This is a genomic window from Streptococcus sp. 79 (assembly GCF_013277425.1).
Classification (GTDB): Bacteria; Bacillota; Bacilli; order Lactobacillales; family Streptococcaceae; genus Streptococcus; species Streptococcus pseudopneumoniae.
Window position 1 is genome coordinate 15387 of record NZ_VMMW01000020.1, and the last position, 21658, is coordinate 37044.

At 37.4% G+C, this 21658-nt stretch carries 13 protein-coding genes and 1 pseudogene; 1 reads left to right on the forward strand and 13 read right to left on the reverse strand.

The genetic code is table 11. From position 1 onward, the window contains the following. Nucleotides 1-114 precede the first annotated feature (114 nt). A complete protein-coding gene (locus HT729_RS04715) occupies nucleotides 115-1116 on the forward strand; it encodes an endonuclease/exonuclease/phosphatase family protein (protein ID WP_000590359.1) in 1002 nt (333 codons plus the stop codon). A gap of 221 nt (nucleotides 1117-1337) precedes the next feature. Here HT729_RS04715 and pheT read toward each other — a convergent pair whose 3' ends face one another. The 13 genes and pseudogenes from pheT to HT729_RS04785 all read right to left on the reverse strand — a co-directional run bounded on the left by pheT (nucleotide 1338) and on the right by HT729_RS04785 (nucleotide 21552). Next, a complete protein-coding gene (pheT, locus tag HT729_RS04720; RefSeq protein ID WP_172931737.1) occupies nucleotides 1338-3743 on the reverse strand; it encodes a phenylalanine--tRNA ligase subunit beta in 2406 nt (801 codons plus the stop codon). Nucleotides 3744-3819: 76 nt separating this feature from the next. Beyond that, entirely contained in the window at nucleotides 3820-4329 is a 510-nt protein-coding gene (locus HT729_RS04725; protein ID WP_172930820.1) for an N-acetyltransferase, read from the reverse strand. Further along, nucleotides 4329-5375 carry a phenylalanine--tRNA ligase subunit alpha gene (pheS, locus tag HT729_RS04730; protein ID WP_000103743.1) on the reverse strand — a complete coding sequence of 349 codons (1047 nt, stop codon included), beginning with the start codon at nucleotides 5373-5375 and terminating at the stop codon, nucleotides 4329-4331. Before pheS ends, HT729_RS04725 begins: the two co-directional genes overlap by 1 nt. Nucleotides 5376-5855: 480 nt before the next feature. Beyond that, complete coding sequence (locus HT729_RS04735; protein ID WP_138702185.1) at nucleotides 5856-7271, reverse strand: glycoside hydrolase family 1 protein; 1416 nt, start codon at nucleotides 7269-7271, stop codon at nucleotides 5856-5858. Between the two features lie 12 nt (nucleotides 7272-7283). Next, a complete protein-coding gene (locus HT729_RS04740; protein ID WP_172931738.1) occupies nucleotides 7284-9122 on the reverse strand; it encodes a beta-glucoside-specific PTS transporter subunit IIABC in 1839 nt (612 codons plus the stop codon). Between the two features lie 17 nt (nucleotides 9123-9139). Next, a pseudogene (locus tag HT729_RS04745) lies at nucleotides 9140-9980 on the reverse strand (PRD domain-containing protein). Between the two features lie 298 nt (nucleotides 9981-10278). Further along, nucleotides 10279-13062 carry a DEAD/DEAH box helicase family protein gene (locus tag HT729_RS11980; protein WP_240164417.1) on the reverse strand — a complete coding sequence of 928 codons (2784 nt, stop codon included), beginning with the start codon at nucleotides 13060-13062 and terminating at the stop codon, nucleotides 10279-10281. Between the two features lie 271 nt (nucleotides 13063-13333). After that, a complete protein-coding gene (locus tag HT729_RS04760; RefSeq protein ID WP_023936623.1) occupies nucleotides 13334-14137 on the reverse strand; it encodes a Fic/DOC family protein in 804 nt (267 codons plus the stop codon). Nucleotides 14138-14493: 356 nt separating this feature from the next. Continuing rightward, nucleotides 14494-15060 carry a hypothetical protein gene (locus tag HT729_RS04765; protein ID WP_000253751.1) on the reverse strand — a complete coding sequence of 189 codons (567 nt, stop codon included), beginning with the start codon at nucleotides 15058-15060 and terminating at the stop codon, nucleotides 14494-14496. Next, nucleotides 15050-16393, reverse strand: a complete 1344-nt coding sequence (locus HT729_RS04770) for an AAA family ATPase (RefSeq protein ID WP_000778677.1) — start codon at nucleotides 16391-16393, stop codon at nucleotides 15050-15052. Before HT729_RS04770 ends, HT729_RS04765 begins: the two co-directional genes overlap by 11 nt. Nucleotides 16394-16499: 106 nt before the next feature. Continuing rightward, the gene (locus HT729_RS04775) at nucleotides 16500-19151 is read right to left on the reverse strand and encodes a valine--tRNA ligase (RefSeq protein WP_172931739.1); all 2652 of its coding nucleotides are present in this window, start codon (nucleotides 19149-19151) and stop codon (nucleotides 16500-16502) included. A 126-nt stretch (nucleotides 19152-19277) separates the two neighbouring features. After that, the gene (locus HT729_RS04780) at nucleotides 19278-20279 is read right to left on the reverse strand and encodes a virulence RhuM family protein (protein WP_138699868.1); all 1002 of its coding nucleotides are present in this window, start codon (nucleotides 20277-20279) and stop codon (nucleotides 19278-19280) included. 31 nt (nucleotides 20280-20310) lie between these two features. After that, nucleotides 20311-21552, reverse strand: coding sequence for a hypothetical protein (locus HT729_RS04785; protein ID WP_001085116.1), 1242 nt, complete (start codon nucleotides 21550-21552; stop codon nucleotides 20311-20313). Between the last annotated feature and the right edge of the window lie 106 nt (nucleotides 21553-21658).

The following is a 21658-nucleotide window of genomic DNA, read 5'->3' on the forward strand; positions in this document are numbered from 1 at the left end:
TTTACTTGGGTTGTACTTAATCTATAAGGAAGACAATAAAAAGAATATCAATCGAGTAAAGTCACAAAGTCACATTAGCTCCGAGCAACCATTGCAAATCGAGGTACTCATACAATGATTAAAATATTTCTCTCTGCCTTTTCTGTCATTCTCTTTGCTATCCCTATCATAGCTTATTCTTTTTTTCCATCTTCTAATCTTAATATTTGGCTATCTACCAGACCTATCTTGGCACAGATTTATGCCTTCCCCTTAGCTACTGCAACTATGGTTTCTATTTTAAGTTTCGTATTTTTTTCCCTATCTTTTTACAAGAAAAATAAACAAATACGGTTTTATTCTAGCATCTTGCTCTTACTATCGTTCATATTACTATTATTCGGAACAGATAAAACCCTTTCTTCCGTATCAAATAAGACTAAAACCTTAAAATTAGTAACTTGGAACGTCGCTAATCAAATAGAAGCACAACATATTGAGCGAATTTTTAGCCATTTTGATGCCGATATGGCTATATTCCCTGAACTAGCTACCAATATCAGAGGTAAGCAAGAAAACCAGAGAATCAAACTATTGTTTCATCAAGTTGGACTTTCTATGGCCAACTATGATATTTTTACTTCTCCACCTACTGACAGTGGAATAGCTCCTGTGACTGTGATTGTCAAGAAAAGTTACGATTTCTATACAAAAGCTGAAACTTTTCATACAACACGGTTCGGGACAATTGTATTACATTCGAGAAAACAAGATATACCAGATATCATTGCTTTGCATACTGCTCCTCCTCTGCCAGGTTTAATGGAAATCTGGAAGCAAGACTTAAACATCATTCATAATCAATTGGCTTCAAAATATCCAAAGGCTATTATTGCAGGTGATTTTAATGCAACTATGCGTCATGGAGCACTTGCAAAAATAAGCTCTCATAGGGACGCATTAAATGCACTTCCACCTTTTGAAAGAGGAACTTGGAATAGCCAAAGTCCAAAACTTTTTAATGCAACAATAGATCATATCTTATTGCCTAAAAACCACTACTATGTTAAAGATTTAGACATTGTAAGTTTTCAAAACTCTGATCATAGATGTATTTTTACAGAAATCACATTTTAATTATTTTATACTCTTCGACAATCTCTTCAAACCACGTCAGCGTCGACTTACCTTAGACATATGGTTACTGACTTCGTCAGTCTTATCTACAACCTCAAAACAGTGTTTTGAGCAACCTACGGCTAGCTTCCTAGTTTGCTTTTTGATTTTCATTGAGTATTATATAAAATCACCCCTCTAGTGTTCATAAACTAGAGGGGGAATTTGTATCATACTATCGTTTAACGCACTTCTGCATTCACTTTTTCTTCGAGCGATGCTTGGATTTTTTCCATATAGCGTGCGACTTCTTCGTCCGTTAAGCTATCTTCTGAATTTTGGAAGGTCAAGCTATAAGCCATGGACTTCATACCAAGTCCCAATTTCTCACCTGAGAAGACGTCAAAGAGTTTGATATCTGTCAAACGTTTCACGCCGGCAGCTTGGATAGCATCTACAACTTCTTGGTGAGTGACTTCTGCCTTGAGGAGTAGAGCCACGTCACGGCTGACTGCTGGGAATTTGGTGATTTCCACAAATGGAGCAGCTGGCTGAAACACTGCTTCGATAGCTGAAAGATTGAGCTCTGCTACATACGTTTCTGGAATATCGTAAGCCTTAGCTGTGACCGGATGCACTTGTCCAAGGAAACCAAGAACTTGGTCACCGAGTAAAATGACTGCTGTACGACCTGGATGAAGGCTAGCAATTTCAGATGTTGCTGTATAAGTTACTTGGAGCCCCAAACGAGCAAATAGCGCTTCAAGGATTCCTTTAGCATAGAAAAAATCAACTGGAACTGCTGCTGTTTGGAAATCTTTTTCAGCAACCAATCCTGTCAAGGCAAAGGCAAAACTGTTGACTTCATTTGGAAGTTCTTCTTTTGGATTGCCAGTTTGTTCAAAGACTTTTCCAATCTCGTAAAGAGCCAAGTTTTTATTCTTACGAGCCACGTTGTAAGCAACTGTATCTAGGATACCAGAAATCATATTTTGACGGAGGACAGAACGGTCCACTGTCATTGGCCACATGAGTTCAGTAAGGTTACTTGGTTGAGCCGTAAACTCAACTGCTTTTTCAGGAGTTGTTAGAGCATAGGTGATGATTTCTGTCAAACCTGCTCCTTCAGCAATGGTACGAACTTGACGGCGAAGTTTTTGAGTTGCAGTCAATTCACCAGCTGTACCATCGTCTTTTGGAAGGCTGGTTGGCAAGCGATCATAGCCATAGATACGAGCGATTTCTTCAAAGAGGTCTGCCTCGATAGTGATATCCCAGCGACGACGTGGGACGCTGACTGTAAAGCTGTCTGCATTTCCAGAAAGACCAAAGCCAAGACGACGGAAGACATCTTCTACATCAGCGTATGAAAGCTCAGTTCCGAGGACACGGTTGACGTCAGCAAGGGTAGAAGAAACTTCCACATCAGAGGTATCAAGTTCACCCGCTGAAACGATACCTTTACGCACCGTCGCACCTGCAAGTTCTGCAATCATGCTAGCCGCCGCATCAAGGGCTTCGTTAACAGTTGCCACATTGATACCTTTTTCAAAGCGAGAAGATGACTCAGAACGAAGGTTAAGACGACCACTAGTCTTGCGGATAGATTTTCCGTTGAAGACTGCAGCTTCAAGGACGACACGACTAGATTTCTCAGAGATTTCTGTTGCTTGACCGCCCATGACACCTGCAAGGGCTACTGGTTTGTCTGCGACAGTGATAACTAAGTCATTCACCTCTAAGTCACGTTCTTCACCATCTAAAGTCACTAATTTTTCACCAGCACGCGCTTCACGCACACGGATGTCAGTCCCTTCAAAGGTATCCAAGTCAAAGGCATGCATAGGTTGACCAAAGTAGAGCAGGATGTAGTTTGTCACGTCCACTACGTTGTTAATAGGACGGATTCCTTCGTTCATGAGAAGGTTTTGCAACCATTGTGGACTTGGTGCAATCGTCACATTATCCAAGATACGAGCTGCATAGTAAGGCGCCTTGTCTGTATCAATGCCCACAGAAAGAACATCTGCTGCAGCTTGGTCAGTTTCTGAAAGAGTAAATTCTTTAAAGTTGACTGCCTTGTCATAGATAGCTGCCACTTCGTGAGCCACTCCACGCATAGAAAGGGCATCTGCACGGTTTGGTGTGATAGACAGTTCGATGATTTCATCATCCAAGTCTAGGTATGAGAAGACTTCCTCACCTGGAACGGCATTTTCTGGCAAAATTTGGATGCCATCTGCGAATTCCTTAGGCACAACTGAGTCAGAAATTCCCAATTCGCCAAGCGAACAGATCATTCCAAGTGACTCTAAACCACGGATTTTTCCTTTTTTGATTTTGTAGTTGTCAGCGATGCGAGCTCCTGGAAGAGCCACCATAACCTTGATACCAGCACGCACATTTGGGGCACCACAGACGATTTGACGGGCTTCTTCTTCGCCAACGTTAACCTGACAAACATGAAGGTGAGTTTCTGGCACATCTTCGCAGGACAAGACCTCACCGACGACAATTTTTGAGAGACCAGCAGCCGGTGATTCGACACCTTCTACCTCGATCCCTGTGGTTGACATTTTTTCAGCCAACTCCTGTGATGGCACATCAATGTCCACCAATTCTTTTAACCATTTATAAGATACAAGCATAATTTAGTTCTCCAGAATGACCATTGCCACACTGGTTCTTTTCCTTTCCTATCATTTCAATAGAAGAATCCTCTTCTTACCTTAATTTCTTTCGCAGTAACCAATCCGTATCTACTTTTTGACCAACCATAAAATGATGTTGGCTAAATTTTTCAAAACCATATCGATTATAAAACGCTTGAGCTTTTGTATTATGCTCCCAAACACCTAACCAAGCCCAAGAAAAACTATTTTTTGTAGCAAGTTCAAGAGCAAATTCAAACAGTTGCTTACCTAGTCCAAATCCTTGGAATTTTTGTAGCACATAGAGGCGTTGAATTTCAAAAGCGTCCTCTAATTCTCTCTCAGTTTGAGCACTTCCCCAGTTGACTTTGAGAAAACCAGCTATCTCCTCTTCATGCATAATGAAATAGGTTTCGGAGTCAGGATTTTCCAACTCAGTTGATAAAACTCTCAGACTATAAGCCTCTTCAAAGTATTCCTGTAACTGCTCTTCCGTATTATCATGAGCAAAGGTTTCACGAAAGGTTTGTTTGGCAATTTTAGCCAACACCTCAACATCTACCATTTCTACTTTTCTAATCATTATTTAAACTGCTCTGAGAAGCGGACATCTCCTTGGTAGAATCCACGGATATCGTTGATTCCGTAACGGAGCATGGCTACACGCTCTTGTCCAAGACCAAAGGCAAATCCAGAGTAAACAGTCGCATCGATACCACTCATTTCAAGGACACGTGGGTGAACCATACCGGCCCCCATAATTTCGATCCAACCTGTTTTCTTACATACGTTACAGCCTTCTCCACCACACTTGAAGCAAGAAACATCCACCTCAACAGATGGCTCTGTGAATGGGAAGTAAGAGGGGCGCAGACGGATTTGACGCTCTTCACCGAACATTTTTTGCACAATCAACTGAAGGGTTCCTTGAAGGTCAGCCATAGAGATATTTTTCCCAACTACCAAGCCTTCGATTTGGTGGAATTGGTGACTGTGGGTCGCATCGTCCGTATCGCGACGGAACACACGCCCTGGTGAGATCATTTTCAAAGGACCTTTAGAGAAATCATGGGCATCCATAGCACGCGCTTGAACTGGAGACGTGTGAGTACGGAGTAAGATTTCTTCTGTGATATAGAATGTGTCCTGCATATCACGGGCTGGGTGGTCTTTGGGAAGGTTCATACGTTCAAAGTTATAGTAGTCTTGCTCCACTTCAAAACCATCCACGACTTGGTAACCCATCCCAATGAAGATATCTTCGATTTCTTCACTAGTTTGTGTCAAAACGTGACGGTGACCAGTCGCAACTGGACGACCTGGAAGGGTCACATCGATACTCTCGCTTGCTAATTGAGCTGCAACTTTCTTTTCTTCCAAGAGCTTAGCAGTTTCTTCAAAAGCTGCTGTCAAGACATCACGAGCTTCATTGACGTGTTTCCCAATGATTGGACGCATCTCAGCAGAAACATCTTTCATCCCTTTGAGTATTTCAGTGAGCGAACCCTTTTTACCAAGGACAGAGACACGCAAATCTTGCATCTCTTTTTCATTTTCAGCAGTAATCTGCTTCAAGCTAGCCAGCGTTTCTTCACGAAGCGCTTTTAATTGTTCTTCAATAGTTGACATAATTCCTCCATCAGTCGCTCGTAGATAAAAAGAAAACCACATGCCAAAAACTCCACTCGGAGCGTTGACACGCGGTACCATCCGTTTTCATCTGACAAGTCAGACCTTCATTTCTAAATCCATGCGCAAGTGAATTCACCCAGCTTTCATATAGAGAGCTTGCAGTCACGGCTCTCCTCCCTGATATACTTCCCTTGGGCTACTAGTCTTTCAGATTCCTATTCAATTACTACTTAGTTTATCAGATTTTTACCATTCTTGCAAGACCTATCTTACTTCTGCTTGTTAGCTTATTCTTATCTAAATTTATATAAACAATTTATCTAAATTAACTATTTATAATTTTTGTAACAAAATTAAATTAATTAATCCCCCTATAAAATAAAGAGGTTTAGAATTTGATGTCTTCCAAACCTCTTTATTTTATATTTAATGAGATGTTGCCTTAACCGTGATAATATCTAATCATCAATAAACAAACTATTTGAATAAGGATTCTCCATTTGATTCAATCACTCCTTTATACCAAGTAAAGGACATTTTCTTATATCGATTGAATGTGCCATTTCCATCATCATTTCGATCAACATAAATGAGACCGTACCTCTTAGAAAGCTGTGCAGTGGACATAGAAACGCAGTCAATACATCCCCAAGACGTATAGCCCATAATTTCCACACCATCTTGTAGAGCTTCAGCTACTTGCAATAAATGTTCTTTCATATACTGAATTCTATAATCATCTTGGACTGTTAAGTTATTAAATTCATCTTTTATTAGTTGATCTTTAGCACCTAATCCGTTTTCCACTATAAATAATGGAATTTGATAACGGTCATAATATCTATTTAAAATTATACGTAGTCCAATTGGATCAATTTGCCATCCCCACTCTGAAGACTCTAAATAAGGATTTACTAAACCACCAATAATATTCCCTTCTCCTGAATTATACTGTGTTGGAAGAGCAGATTGAGTCACACTCATGTAATAGCTAAAGGATAAAAAATCTACAGTATAATTTTTTAATAACTCTGCATCTTCAGCTGCAAACTCTATGTTAATGTCATGTTCCTTAAAATATCTTTTTGCATAATTCGGATAATAACCTCTAACATGCACATCTGAAAATAGATAATTTAGATTCTCATACTCATGAGTCGCCCATACATCTTTTGGATTTGGAGTCATTGGATAAGCTGGCATAGCTAATACCATACACCCCACCTTAAACTCTGAATGAATCTCACGAGCAATTTTTGTAACCAAACTCGAGGCGACTAATTCATGATGTATAGCTTGATATAATTCTTGTTTCGAAAGATTCTCCTTAGGTATATCTATTCCTCCACTAGTAAACGGTAATTCCAAAACAGAGTTTACTTCGTTAAATGTAAGCCAATATTTAACTTTATCTTTATACCTTTCTAAAACTGTTCGAGCAAATTTTTCATAAAAATGAATCATTCTCCTATCAACCCATCCATGATATTTTCTTGCTAAATATAATGGAGTCTCATAGTGTGAAAGAGTTACAAGTGGCTCTATCCCGTGAGCATGTAGTTCATCAAACAATTCATCATAATATTTCAAACCAGCTTCGTTAGGTTCTTCTTCATCTCCTTTTGGAAAAATTCTACTCCATGCAATAGAAGTACGAAAAACATTAAAGCCCATTTCAGAAAACAAGGATATATCTTCCTTATATTTATGATAAAAATCAATACCTAACAGTTTTAAGTTATCTTCTGTAGGATTTTCTGTTGCTTCTCCTAATCCACCTTTGGGTAACACATCCTGAACTGATAAGCCCTTACCATCTTCATTATATGCTCCCTCTACTTGATTAGCTGCAACCGCTCCACCCCAAAGAAAATCATCTGGAAAAATGGTCATAACTTTCCTCCATTATAATATTACCAGTAATTCCTTAGAATGCTCGATTGTCTGATTATTAGGTAATACTAATACATCTAGAAAATCATTGGTATTCGTTACAATCACTGGTGTAACTGTTTCGTAGCCTTTAGTCTTGATTAAATTTAAGTCCATTTCAAAAATCAACTGATTTTTAAAAACTCTATCTCCTTCTTCTACATGACTAATAAAACCTTGACCTTTTAGCTCAACAGTATCTAATCCAATATGAATTAGTAACTCAACACCCTCATCACTCTTCAATCCAATTGCGTGCTTAGTCGGAAAAATATTTGTAATTTTCCCATCAAATGGTGCATAAACCTTACCCTCACTTGGGATAATCGCTACTCCGTCTCCAATTAGTTTATCTGAAAATGTTTTATCCTGGACATCGCTTAACGGAATGATTTCTCCTGATATAGGAGAAAATATCATTTTTTTATTTGAAACTCCAACTTCAACTTCTAAATTGCTAGAACTCCCTTCTTCATCGATTCCAAATATATAAGCTAATACAAAGGTAATAACAACCGAAATGACTGCCACAATTAAAGCATTTACAATATTTGATGGCACATCAGAATAAATAAATTGAGGCAACGCTATCAAAGCTGGGACAGCAAATAGATATGCTTTAACACTAGTAAGACCTGCAAATAATCCCGCTAATCCACCACCAATCATAGCTGCATAAAGCGGTTTTTTATATTTTAAAGTCACACCATATAATGCAGGTTCGGTAATCCCTGCAAGTAAGGCTGAGAAACCTGCTGCAAAAGCAATTTGTTTTGTATTATTATTTTTACTCTTTAATGCAACAGCCATCGAAGCAGCCCCTTGAGCTAAGTTTGACCCTAACATTGCTGGAAGAATTAATACGTCTGGAGTAGCAATAGATGCCGCCAAAAAAATAGGTGCAAAAGCCCAATGCATTCCAGTCATAACAATAAATGGCATAATAGCGCCAAGAATAGCTAATGTAAGCCATCCAGCTACACCATACATTTGCCCAACTAGATTTGATAATCCTTCACCAACAATTACTCCAATAGGTCCGACTACAACTAAGGCAATACAGCTTGATACTAATAATACTAGCGTAGGTTGCAAAAAACTCTTAGTAACAGCTGGTGTTAATTTAGCAATCATTTTTTCAATATATTTCATCAACCAAACCATAATAAGAATTGGAACGACTGACGAACCATAACTAGCTGGTGTCACAGGTACACCAAATAAACTAAGAGGATTCCCTGATTGCACCATTTGAACAAAATTTGGATGGAGAAGTACACCTGCTACAGACATAGCTAATGTAGATGTTACTTTTAATTTTTGTGATGCAGAATAAGCTAATAACAGCGGTAAGAAATAATATGGAGCATCCCCAAAAAATGTCAAAAAAGCAATAGTCTGAGAATCTGATTGCAATATACCAAGCATTGGTAAAATAATTACCAAGGCTTTCAGCATACCTCCCCCTAACATTGCTGGAATGATTGGAGTCATGGAACCAGCGATATATTCAATGATTCTTTCTAAAATATTCCCTTTGTGCCCTTGATCAACTGAATCTGTTTCAAAATTGCCAAGTTTAATGAATTCTTTATAATAATTGGCTACATCATTACCAAGTATAATTTGATATTGCCCATTCTTTTTCATAATACCTATTACACCTGGTATCTTCTTCACATCATCATCATTGACTAAATTTTCATCTTTTAATTCTAATCTTAAACGTGTTACACAATGGGTAACTCTATTGACATTTTTTTCGCCTCCAATTACATCGAGGATTTTTTGTACTGTATCTTTATAACTCATGGTATTCTCCTATTCTATTAATCTAAATTTTTTGTTAAACGACGAATATGAGCCATCAAATAAACTAATTCACTAGAAGTCAGCAAATAATTGTACTCAGTTTGTATAAACATTGCCACCTGTTCACCACATTCATATTCTCTAGGATATTTATTTTTCATTAATGCTAACAAGTCTTCATCATCATCGTCACAATAAGTTGTATTTTCAACCAAGCGATGGGCAAATAATTTTATATGAGTTATGAATCTATAATAATCAATAGAATCTTGGTTAAACTCAGTACAATAGAAATCTTGAATGATTTTCTCAATTCCCATAATTATTTCAGTGATTTTATACGACTCTTGAAAATTATTTTCTAAATTAGCATTAACAAAATGTAGCGCTATGAATGCAGCTTCATCAATTGGAAGTTCAATACCTAACTCTTTTTTTATTATTTGTAAAGCCCTTTTCCCAAGCTCAAATTCTTCTTTATAATATTTCGAGATTTCCCAGCGTAGGGGATTCGAAATAATAACTCCTTCTTTATAACGTTCTATACTCGAAGAAATATGATCCGTTAGATTTATATAGATAATCTCATCAAAATTATTACCTAATGTTATTTTACATAGGTTAATTATTTTTTTCGGTGATGTACACCAACTCCAAAGGAACGTTAATAAACATCTCTGTAAAACGGGTCATATTATCTCTATTTTTGAGAAAAAAACTTTTCTCAATATCAATTGGATTTACTTTATCTCCAATTTTTCTTCCAAAAGCTATTCCCCTTCCAAAAAGAAGAATATCGATATCTTTTTTACTTTGCGCAATTACAGCATTGTGGTTTAGTATTCGTTTTATGATCATAAATTTCCCTTTTAAAATAAAAGGAACCTACTTAAAAACATCAAGAAACTTCTTCCGATGTGATTAAATAGGTTCCTGCTCACTTGTATTAGTGATAACATCCTTTTATTTCAATTTTTAATGGTGACATGAAGCTTAAATAATTAATAACTCTGTAACCATTTTCATTTTATGATATTTCAATCTATTTGTCAAGTACTTGTAGAAATTTTTTTATTTTGTGTGATTCGAATGTGATAATGGCAACAGTCTCACTAAAGAAATGAAAATCATACATAGAAATTTTTAAAAATTTTCTCTATCGTAAACCTGCCACTAGTTCAGAAACTATACTAGCTGATTCCAAACGTAATATGGTCATTTCATCTACCTTCCCTAATAATGGCATTGCACCATACCAAACAATAGTCTTATTCACCAAAAGAATAGGCGTGACTATTTTTGATTGAGTAAAAGATACTTTAATTTTCTTGCTCTTCAACTGGTCTAGCCATGCTTTATTTGCAACCGTCTCTGGTATACATATCTCAATTTGACTAATCCTAAATTCTTTTAAAAAATTCATCAGTTTTGTCTGGTGCACATAAGGTAAAATAAGCATACATTCCTGTCTTTCCCCTGCTAAGTCCTCCCTAAACACATTTTCATATCTACTATCAACATAAACGAATTGTTTCTCCTCACCCTCAATGGCACGATAATCCATCTTGCGATAAGCTACTTGTCGTTTCTGAAACATCTTTTCTAAATAAGGAACATGAATATCCACATAATCGAAAATCCGTACCAAAGACTTATCCTTGTAGTTTCTATGAATCCGACCAGCGTACTGAATCAAATTATTTTTCCAAGAAAAGGGTGCTGCCAAGATAAGCGTGTCTAGCTGAGGTAAGTCAAAACCTTCGCCAATGTATTTTCCAGTAGACAATAAAACAAACCCTTTATCTAGCTGTTCTAGCGTTTCTAGTAAACTTGTTCTCTCTCGGACTTTGGTTTTTCCACTAATAATATAAAAATCGTCAATCTCTTTCTCTTTCAATAACTTTTCAAAGACATCTATCTGTTGAATTCGATTGACTAAAACCAAGATATTCCGCCCTTCTGCCACTTGGGCTAGAATATCCTTGAGAATCAACTGATTCCTCACTGAGTCAGTAGCAATCCAATCACTAAGCTGTATAAAATTACTTGCTTTGGTCTTTTCAATCTCCAAATGACCAAAAGAAGTGAATCTTAATTGCAATTGCCGTTTAAAATCCGTTTCCCTCTTATCAGCAGTATGGAGTATCTCACCAATTCTCTGAAAAACAATAGGCTCATGACCATTCTTACGCTCAGGCGTAGCCGTCAAACCGTAAAGATACTTCCCTCTAAACTGAGCAACAACTTTTTCAAACATCAAGGCAGAGACATGATGACACTCATCCACAATCATCATCTCATACTCATCCAAAAGACTTTGACTATTTTCCAACTTAAATAGAGATTGAATCATAACAACATCAACCAGTTTACTCAGCCATTTCTTAGTCCCACCGTACTGCCCAACATAGCCTATTACCTTTTCACGACCTGATGCCGTATAACGGGTAGCTTCTTCCTCTTCGAAAGTCAAAAAATGGTTTAAACGATCCAGCCATTGGTCTAAGAGTTGCCTATTATGAACTAGGATAATTGTTTTTGTTTTCCGTTCAGAGATAAGAGCAGCACCTAAAACGGTCTTTCCAAAACCGGTCTCCGCATGAAGTAAACCATTTTCTTTAGAAGTCATATCTGACAGGGCTAACTCTTGCTCAAAAGTGAGTTCTCCCTTAAATTCCACTCTAATAGACCTTTGTACCTTTCTCCTATCTTCCACAGATCCCTGCTCATACTCAATGAAAATCAAAGAGCAAACTAGGAAGCTAGCCGTAGGCAGTACTTGAGTACGGCAAGGCGAAGCTGACGTGGTTTGAAGAGATTTTCGAAGAGTATTAAATTTATCTTGCAATGGATACAGCAAACCTCTTGGCAGCCATAAATAATGATCGGATTCTCCAAATAAATACATTCGCTCAGGAATTTGATAGGTTGGCTGTCGCATAGCCTGCTTTAAATAAAATTCGGGATTAGAAAATGAAGCCATATTTTTCAAGAAAAACAGTGTCTTGGGTGTCACAGACGATTTTTCAAGTTGGATCATATTGGATAAGACGACCTTCAACTCCTTATCCAATTCTTCCTTACCTAACTCCTCTTGGATTAACAGTGCCACTTTAGCAGTTGAAACCCTCTGAATTTCTTGTAGATACCTCCATTGGTCTTCATAAGGCTGAAACTGTTCATCCACAAAGACCGTTCGCCCTTGATGATAAGCTTCTCCTTGAAAAGGAAGGGCAATCAAATTACCAAATCCACCTTTAGGAAGAACATCCTGATTTGGAAACATGCGATCAAAAGAATCAAAGGACAGTTGCATACTTTCCTGCATTGCCAGTTCTAACAGTTTCTTTCCAAACAAGCGAGCCTCTCGACTCGGAATCGCTTCCTCAAAGAAGAACCAAATATGGAGTCCGTGACCCGAACGAGAAATCTCTAAATGGGCTTCCATCTGGCGTTCCCTGGCTATTCTTCGAATGGTTAAACCAGCTTCTTTCCAATCTCCTTCATCCAAATCAAGTACCAAAAAATAACAGCTATCATCTAAGTGCATAGGAAAGATACCGATAGCTGTCTCCCCACGAAAATGAGATTTCAAAACGGAATCCGTCAATGTCTGGAAACTCCGTTTTTCAGGTGACAACTGCTTCCAACCATAATCATAGGATGGAAAATACTGAATTTTCCCTTGATCATTGATAAAACTCTTAGCATAAACATCAAAACGGCCAGCAAACACGGAGGTAAACAATTGTAATTTTTCTTGCGTCGTCAAGTGACTACTTTGAAGTTGGAACATCTCCTCGAACCGAGAGCGTTCCATAACAAACTGACTCTTGTCTTTAAGACGTTTACACAAGAAAAACTCACTATCCCCATTAAAAGAAGAAAAGACATCAAGTACTTCTACCACAATTCCATCCAAAGACACAAAAACAGCCATAACAATCACCTCCTTGATTCCTATAGGCTGATTATAACAAGAATAGCTGAAATTGTACACGAAAATAAAATCCTAATAGTACTCATTTTGTATGTGGCTAATATTCCGTCTCGCTCCGGAATGTACGAGGTAAATAGAGTTTAAACGAGCAGTCTATAAAATTCAAAAAACGCATATTATCAAGTGACCTAAAACTTTGATGATATACGTTTTCTTGTGAGAATATTTGCTTCATTTTTTCCTAAAATTCAATGTTTACTCAGTATTAGGATTATGAAAAATCGAGGTCTAAATCTAGATACATTTTTTCTGAAGACAAATCATTTTGACCACCGAGCAAGAGATTTTCAAAAAAAGCTGTTAAAAACTCAGGACGTCGCTGTAAAATCTTTGCATTATCTAATACCAAGGCATCACGAAAATACTTGGCATGTTGCTGAAATGGTGTATTATCAATATCAAAACCAAACTCACGAAGATACTGAATCAAAAAGACCGTTACTGTCCGAGTGTTTCCTTCGCGAAATGGATGAATCTGCCAGATTCCTGAAATAAAATGCTGGATTTGTTTAACCACATCCGCCTGAGTTAGTGTCGCATATGCAACTTGTTTTTCCTGATTAAAATCATAATCCAAGGTCATTTGAATCATGGAGTAATCAGAGTACACAACACTTTCACCATTCAAAACAGGTTCATTCTTTGTGATATTGGTCTGACGAAATTGCCCCACCGGAATAGAGGGTTCAAATATATCTTGAAACAACTCCTTATGAATAGCAAGTAAGGTCGCAGGACTAAAGCTAAAGCCTCTTCGAGACAATAGTTCTACAATACGTAGAGAAACCAAGTCTGCCTCTTCCGTACTTGCATCAATAGTATGGTGATAAGCCGTTGCATCCTCATAAACCTGCTCGTAAGTCAGTTCACCCCGGGACTGTTTCTCAGCCAAAGATTCCATATACGCTGATGGCACTAGATTGTCAACTTTCTGCAGACCAAAACCTATCCGCCATAAGTCACGCTTAGCTTCATAAGACAAGTTTGGGTTGTCAATGTTGTAAGTTGGTTGCATAGAAATATCCTTTCAATTGTTTTTCTGTGTCATCGGTAAATGGTGAAATTGGGGTGAACTATAAAAAACATTCATAATAAGTTCTATGAAGAAGTAATAAAAGAGTTATACTCAACATCCCATGCACTCATTTGTAATGCCTTTTGGATGAATGGTTTGATTAAATGAATAATTCTAGCTTGCATACTTATCAAACTCATAGGATACACCACTCTGAACTCGTTGGTTTGTTCAAATCCCCCAACACCTGAGAAGAAACTGCAATGTTGTACTTCTCAGAGCGGTTCGAACTTAGAGGGGTTGTTGTGTAGTGAGCTGGTTTTTAATCAAAGCTATAAAATTTTAGTATTTTAATTTTAACTGACTAAATTATTATTCTCTATAAATTCTATAAATTTTTCAGGGGGATATTTAAAAGATTCAATTCCATAAAAATCTTCTAAAGCCCTAAAATTTTCAACTTTATAAGGTGACTTACCACTTATTTTTGCCTGATGTTGTCTAATTTCATTTAAATGTCTTTTACCTTTTTGTGATTTAACTACAGTAACTGTCACTATTTTTTTATAATCAGTTTTTTGCAATCCATAAAAATTTTCTAGTAGGAACAAACTCGATAATATTTTAGCTCTAACGTTAGCATATGGAATATTTTTTGAATTCTTAAACTCTATTAAATATAATTTACTATCAGCATCTACAGGAAGAAGAGGCAGAATTGTATCTACAGATTGCCATTTATCAAAGCTATGTTTTTTAAAAATAATTTCTGAAATCTTATCAAAATTATAACAAGTATATTTAGAGTTTACCAAATTATAGTTAGAATCAGAATCATATGAGCAGGTTTTAATATCGCTACGACATTCAGAAAATCTAATATTAAAATCATGTAATATAGAGAAAATTATTTTACTCACCATCAAAATCCTCCGCTAGCTCCTCAAGGCGATTTAAAGGAACATACATTTGCTCATAAATCTTATCAATCGAGTCAGTAACATCTTCAATAGAACTATTAGCAAGATAATACTTAACAGAATCATTTGTATCATTTTTTTTGCTAAATATATCAATCGCTTCAACTAAATAAGGACTATGGGAATTGATTAAGATATGTAATCCAAATTCTTTCTGAAGTAATACTATAATTTCAGCAAATTTCAATTGCCATTCTGGATGTAAATGGACTTCTGGTTCATCTAAAATGAGTGTCCCATTTTCTCTAATCACACCATTTTCTAAAAGAGATTTAATTAAATAGAACGTTTTCATACCTGAAGAATAATTGATTATATTAAGTTTTTTTTCATCTTCCTCATCTTCTGAACTATTAACAATATCAGTCTTCAATATATGATTTATTTCATTAAACACCAAATTTAATCTGTCAGTTATCTTAGCTCGTAATGTGTAAGTGTTGTTTCTTTCATCTCTAAGCTGCTCCATTAAATGAGCATTATGATCCAATTTTAAATCAATTTTATTTAAAAATTCATTTAAAAATTTAGTTGAAAATTTATTTAAAAATTTAGTTGAAAATAAATTTTCAACTATTGCAGCAGCATCATCTATGTATACTACATCTGTTTTAAAATTTATCAATTTATCTGCAGTAGCTCTATTTTTGTTAACTTCAACATTTATTTGTTCATCTTTTATTCTTAAAGAAATTAGTCCTGTCAATGGGTCGTATATATTATTTATTTGATTATGAAATTCATCAGTTAAATGAGCAGTTAAAATTTGGTTAAAGATAGATTGGTCTGACTGAGATAGAATTTCTTTTATATTTTCAGATAAAACATTTAGGTCCAAATCCTTAATATTTAATACAAAGTATTTTGAATTTCGTTTATTGAATTCATTAATTGATTCAATGATACTCTTCTTAAGGGATTCATTATTATGTTCACTATAATTTTTATCAAGAAATATCAATAAATTTTTTGAAATGATTTTTGTCAATTCTGTATAAAGGAAACTCGGAACGATTCTTCTAGCAATCCCTATTTCAGAATTATTTTTACGATTCATTTCGATATCAGAGAGATAGTCTTCTAAAAAATCATTAATTGCTTTAGTTCGATCGTTAGAAATTTTTTTTATAACATCATAATTGGCACTAAATATTGAAAATAAAGAACGACTTATTGTACTTTTTCCAGTGCCATTTTGACCTGCAATAACTGAAATTCCATTTATTTCAATTTCTGCATTCTTTACATTACCTATATTTTCTATTGTTAGTTTCATATATATTCTCCTTTCACCATGGAGGCAGTACTATCAGTTTAACACAAACTACATAAAAAAGCAGGTGTGAGGTGTAAATCATCTTCCAAGTATATCTCACTTCACACTACTTCACCAACTTCTTCATATCATCAATACGTGCAACTGTCGCGTCGTATTTGGCTTGGTAGTCGGCTTGTTTGTCGCGTTCTTTTTGGACGACTTCTGGTTTAGCATTGGCGACGAAGCGTTCGTTAGAGAGTTTCTTGCCCACCATATCTAGTTCTTTTTGCCATTTAGCCAGTTCCTTGTCGAGACGAGCCAGTTCTTCTTCGACATTGAGGAGGTCTGCCAGTGGCAAGTAGATTTCTGCTCCTGTGATGACGCTTGACATTGCGAGTTCAGGTGCAGGGATGTTTGATGCAATTTCCAAGTGTTCTGGATTTGTGAAACGTTTGATGTAGTTGACATTGCTGTTAAAGAAGGCTTCCAAGTCACTATCGCTAGTCTTAACAAGGATTGTGATTGGCTTACTTGGTGCTACGTTTACTTCCGCACGCGCATTACGAACAGCACGGATCAAGTCTTTGAGACTTTCCACACCAGTGTGAGCCGCAAGGTCTTCAAAGGCTAGATTAACAGTTGGGTATGCAGCTGTCACGATAGAGCCTTCTGAGATTTGTCCAAAGATTTCCTCTGTCACGAATGGCATGATCGGGTGAAGGAGACGAAGAATCTTATCCAAAGTATAAAGGAGAACAGAACGCGTGATGACTTTCTCTTCTTCGTTGTCACTATAAAGGACTTCCTTGGTCAACTCAACATACCAGTCCGCAAACTCATCCCAGATGAAGTTGTAGAGGATGTGTCCAGCCACACCAAACTCAAACTTGTCAAAGTTGGCAGTTGCTTTTCCGATGGTTTCATTGAGGTTGTGGAGAATCCAGCGATCTGTGACATTTCCAGCTTCCTTGTTGTCAACTTTTTCCACATTGGCAGTTGCTTGCTCAAGGGTCAAGCCTTCATTGTTCATGAGGATGTAGCGAGAGATGTTCCAGATCTTGTTAATGAAGTTCCATGAGGCATCCATTTTCTCGTAAGAGAAGCGGACGTCTTGACCTGGTGCAGAACCGTTTGAAAGGAACCAACGAAGGGCATCGGCACCGTATTTCTCGATGACATCCATTGGGTCAATCCCGTTACCGAGAGACTTAGACATCTTGCGTCCTTGCTCGTCACGAATGAGACCGTGGATAAGCACGTTTTGGAATGGTTGACGGCCTGTGAATTCCAATGACTGGAAGATCATACGAGACACCCAGAAGAAGATGATGTCGTAACCTGTTACCAAGGTTGAAGTTGGGAAGTAACGTTTGAAGTCTGCTGAGTCGACATCAGGCCAGCCCATAGTTGAGAATGGCCAAAGGGCAGAACTGAACCAAGTATCCAAGACGTCTTCGTCCTGAGTCCATCCGTCACCTTCTGGAGCTTCTTCGCCAACGTACATTTCACCCTCAGCATTGTACCAAGCAGGGATTTGGTGACCCCACCAGAGCTGACGAGAGATTACCCAGTCGTGGACATTTTCCATCCATCGGAGGAAGGTATCGTTGAAACGAGGTGGGTAGAATTCAACCTTGTCCTCTGTGTCTTGGTTGGCAATGGCGTTCTTAGCCAAATGGTCCATCTTGACGAACCATTGAGTAGACAAGCGTGGTTCAACCACAACACCAGTACGCTCTGAGTGACCAACACTGTGGACACGTTTTTCAATTTTAACGAGGGCACCGATTTCTTCCAACTTAGCAACGACTGCCTTACGAGCTTCAAAACGGTCCATGCCTGCAAATTCGAAGGCTAAGTCATTCATAGTACCGTCGTCGTTCATAACATTGACTTGTGGCAAGTTGTGACGTTGACCAACCAAGAAGTCGTTTGGATCGTGGGCAGGTGTAATTTTCACGACACCAGTACCAAACTCAGGATCTGCGTGCTCATCACCAACGATTGGGATCAATTTATTAGCGATTGGAAGGACGACGTTTTTACCGATCAAGTCCTTGTAGCGTGGGTCTTCTGGATTGACCGCAACCGCAACGTCCCCAAACATGGTCTCAGGACGAGTGGTCGCAACTTCAAGGGCGCGAGATCCGTCTTCCAGCATGTAGTTCATGTGGTAGAAGGCACCTTCGATATCCTTGTGGATAACTTCAATATCAGAAAGGGCTGTGCGTGCAGCTGGGTCCCAGTTGATGATGAATTCACCACGATAGATCCACCCTTTCTTGTAAAGGTCCACAAAGACCTTACGAACAGCTTTTGACAAACCTTCGTCAAGAGTGAAACGCTCACGAGAGTAGTCTACAGAGAGCCCCATCTTACCCCATTGTTCCTTGATAGTAGTGGCATATTCGTCTTTCCATTTCCAGACCTTGTCGAGGAATTTTTTACGACCTAGGTCATAACGTGTAATGCCTTCTCCACGCAAGCGCTCCTCAACCTTAGCCTGAGTGGCAATCCCAGCGTGATCCATACCTGGAAGCCAAAGGGTATCAAAGCCTTGCATGCGTTTTTGACGGATGATGATATCTTGCAAAGTCGTATCCCAAGCGTGACCAAGGTGAAGTTTCCCAGTTACGTTTGGTGGCGGAATGACGATTGAATAAGGCTTAGCCTTTTGATCTCCTGAAGGCTTGAAAACATCAGCGTCAAGCCATTTTTGGTAACGACCAGCCTCAACCTCGGCTGGATTGTATTTAGGTGAAAGTTCTTTAGACATGTGTGTGTCCTTTCTAGTTAATATCTTTAAATAAAATTAGTATGTAGAAGATATGCCTTGATTCAGCACATCTGATTTTTTCAGTATCTTCTATTAGTAAAAAAGAAACTGTATAAAAATTTTACATTAACTTTCTCTCATTATCTTCAGAATATGTTTATCAAAGTCCGATATAATTTTTTGAGTTCGGTTAAATTTTTCATACTCTTGGATGGCTTTTGAGTCTGCTTGTTTCTTGGAAATGCTTCCTTTTCCTTCTAAGATTTCATATTCATTAAAGGATAGAAAGCGATCAATACTATCTGCCAATCCTCGCATTGTAAACGTATTACGGCGCTCAACTAAACCCTCGATATAATCAAAATAGGCTGTAACAGTTCGCTCTAGTTGTCGAATTTCTTTTTCTTGCAAATAATTTTTGACTACCGTTACATCTGATTTGAGCACTCGTCCATCAGGTGCATGTTTCCAAGTAGTTAATCCCATTTTTTCTTTACTAGCATCAGCTTGCTGATAGATAATTTCTGCAGCCGTACTTCCAGTAATTGCATAATGAAATTTATTTTGCACCATAGCATAGAAGTTTTTAGTAATATCCGAGTTTCGATCATAATCTATGGCACATTCGGCAAAGATATCCGTAATTTGTTGATAGATTCGGCGCTCGCTAGAACGAATAGAGCGAATTCGTTCTAAAAGTTCACGGAAATAATCTTGTCCGAAAACTGTCTGTCCTTGTTTCAAGCGTTCATCATTCAAAACAAAACCTTTGATGATAAATTCTTTCAAGGTCTTGGTTGCCCAAATTCTAAATTGAGTAGCCTTGCTGGAATTTACGCGATAGCCAACTGAAATGATAGCATCCAGATTGTAATATTCAAGTTCACGTCGGACAGTTCTATTTCCCTCTTGTTGAACCTGTGCAAATTTTGCACAAGTTGACACCTTATCCAACTCACCACTATCATAAATGTTTTTTAAGTGCTTTGTAATGACACTTCGTTCAACTCCAAAGAGCTCTGCAAGACCTTTTTGAGTCAACCAAAGATTTTCATCTTGTAAAAGGATATCTAGCTGAACGTCGCCATTTGGTGTAGTATACAGGATGAAATTAGAAATTTCATTCAAGACAATTTCACCTCCCCCCTTCCATAAACAATTACTTCTCTTTCTTAAACTTTATGCCGTTTTCTTTCAGCTTTTTAACGGTTACAGGACCAATTCCCTTCAAAGCGAGAACTTCTTTTTCAGTCCATTTTTTGAAATCTGAAGATGTACGAATCCCATTTTCAACAAAGATGCGAACAAGATCCATCCGGATTCCCTTCATTTTTTCCTCGCTCATAAAGGAGTACCAGTCTGTAACCTGGGATAGATTTCTTAACACACTGGAATGATTCGAAAATACTGGTTTACGACGGAATTTCTTGGCTTCTTTTGTTAAAAATTCTGTTAAGATAATATTTTCTTGTAAATAGTCAAGCAGAGGATACAAACTAGCTTGTAGCGATTCAACTGAATTTGGACAATAGCATTCTTGTTCTTCAATGTCTAAAATATTGAATTGCCAGTCTTTCTCTATGAAGAATTCAACAGCTTCATCATTGATTTCCACTAATTTTGCAAATAGCTGACTGGCTTCCTCAATTTTTCCTTGAGAAAAAGCAGAGATGATGGCATGAATAAGGATGGTATCATCCCGCTTTCCTTTATTTAATTCTTCACAATAGAAACGTTCAACCTTTAATTCCTGACCAGTAATATGATACAAGGAAAGCATACAGAAGACAAAATTAGGAGGAAAACGTTCTGGTCGCTTACTTAAGTATAAGTTAACCAAGTCCAAAGCCTTAAAGTAAAATTTTTCTGTCATATAATATTCAATCAGAAACATCAGAGCAGACAGGATAGGGCGAGCTTCAAAATAATTCCAACTATTGTATCCGTTCATTTTCCATTTTTCTAAAACTAGAACTTCAAAATCCAGTACTTTTTTAAAGGTTGGTAAATCAAAATCTTTAACTTCTGATAAGAATAAGTGAAAATCAGCCGCAAAATAATCTGGATTGATCTTTAAAACTTGCTTTAACAGTTTATTTCGCTTTTGTGTATTTGGAGTATGCATAGCTTCTCTAAATAAAGCGTGATCCTGATTCCAATCAAAAGTCCTATTTTTTAGTTGGTAATTGATTAGCTGGACATCTGGATACTCTCCATGTTCATCAGCATATTGCATCACTGCTGTATGTAGTTCATCGAAATTTTGAATTTGTCGACGTTCTACAAAAGTTGGTTTTTTAGCCATTATTTCTGTCCAAGCAGCCTCTTCTTCAGAAATAATTTTGATATCCAACTTTTGCTGGCGTTTTAATTCTTTTTTTCTATTTTTCTTTTTAGCCATCTATTTTCTCCTCTAACTCATTCTTCAATAGACCCGACTCAACTGGCTTAGATATCCTTTGGGACTCAGCTACAGGCTTGAATGGGAAATCTCAGTTTCTTTGTGA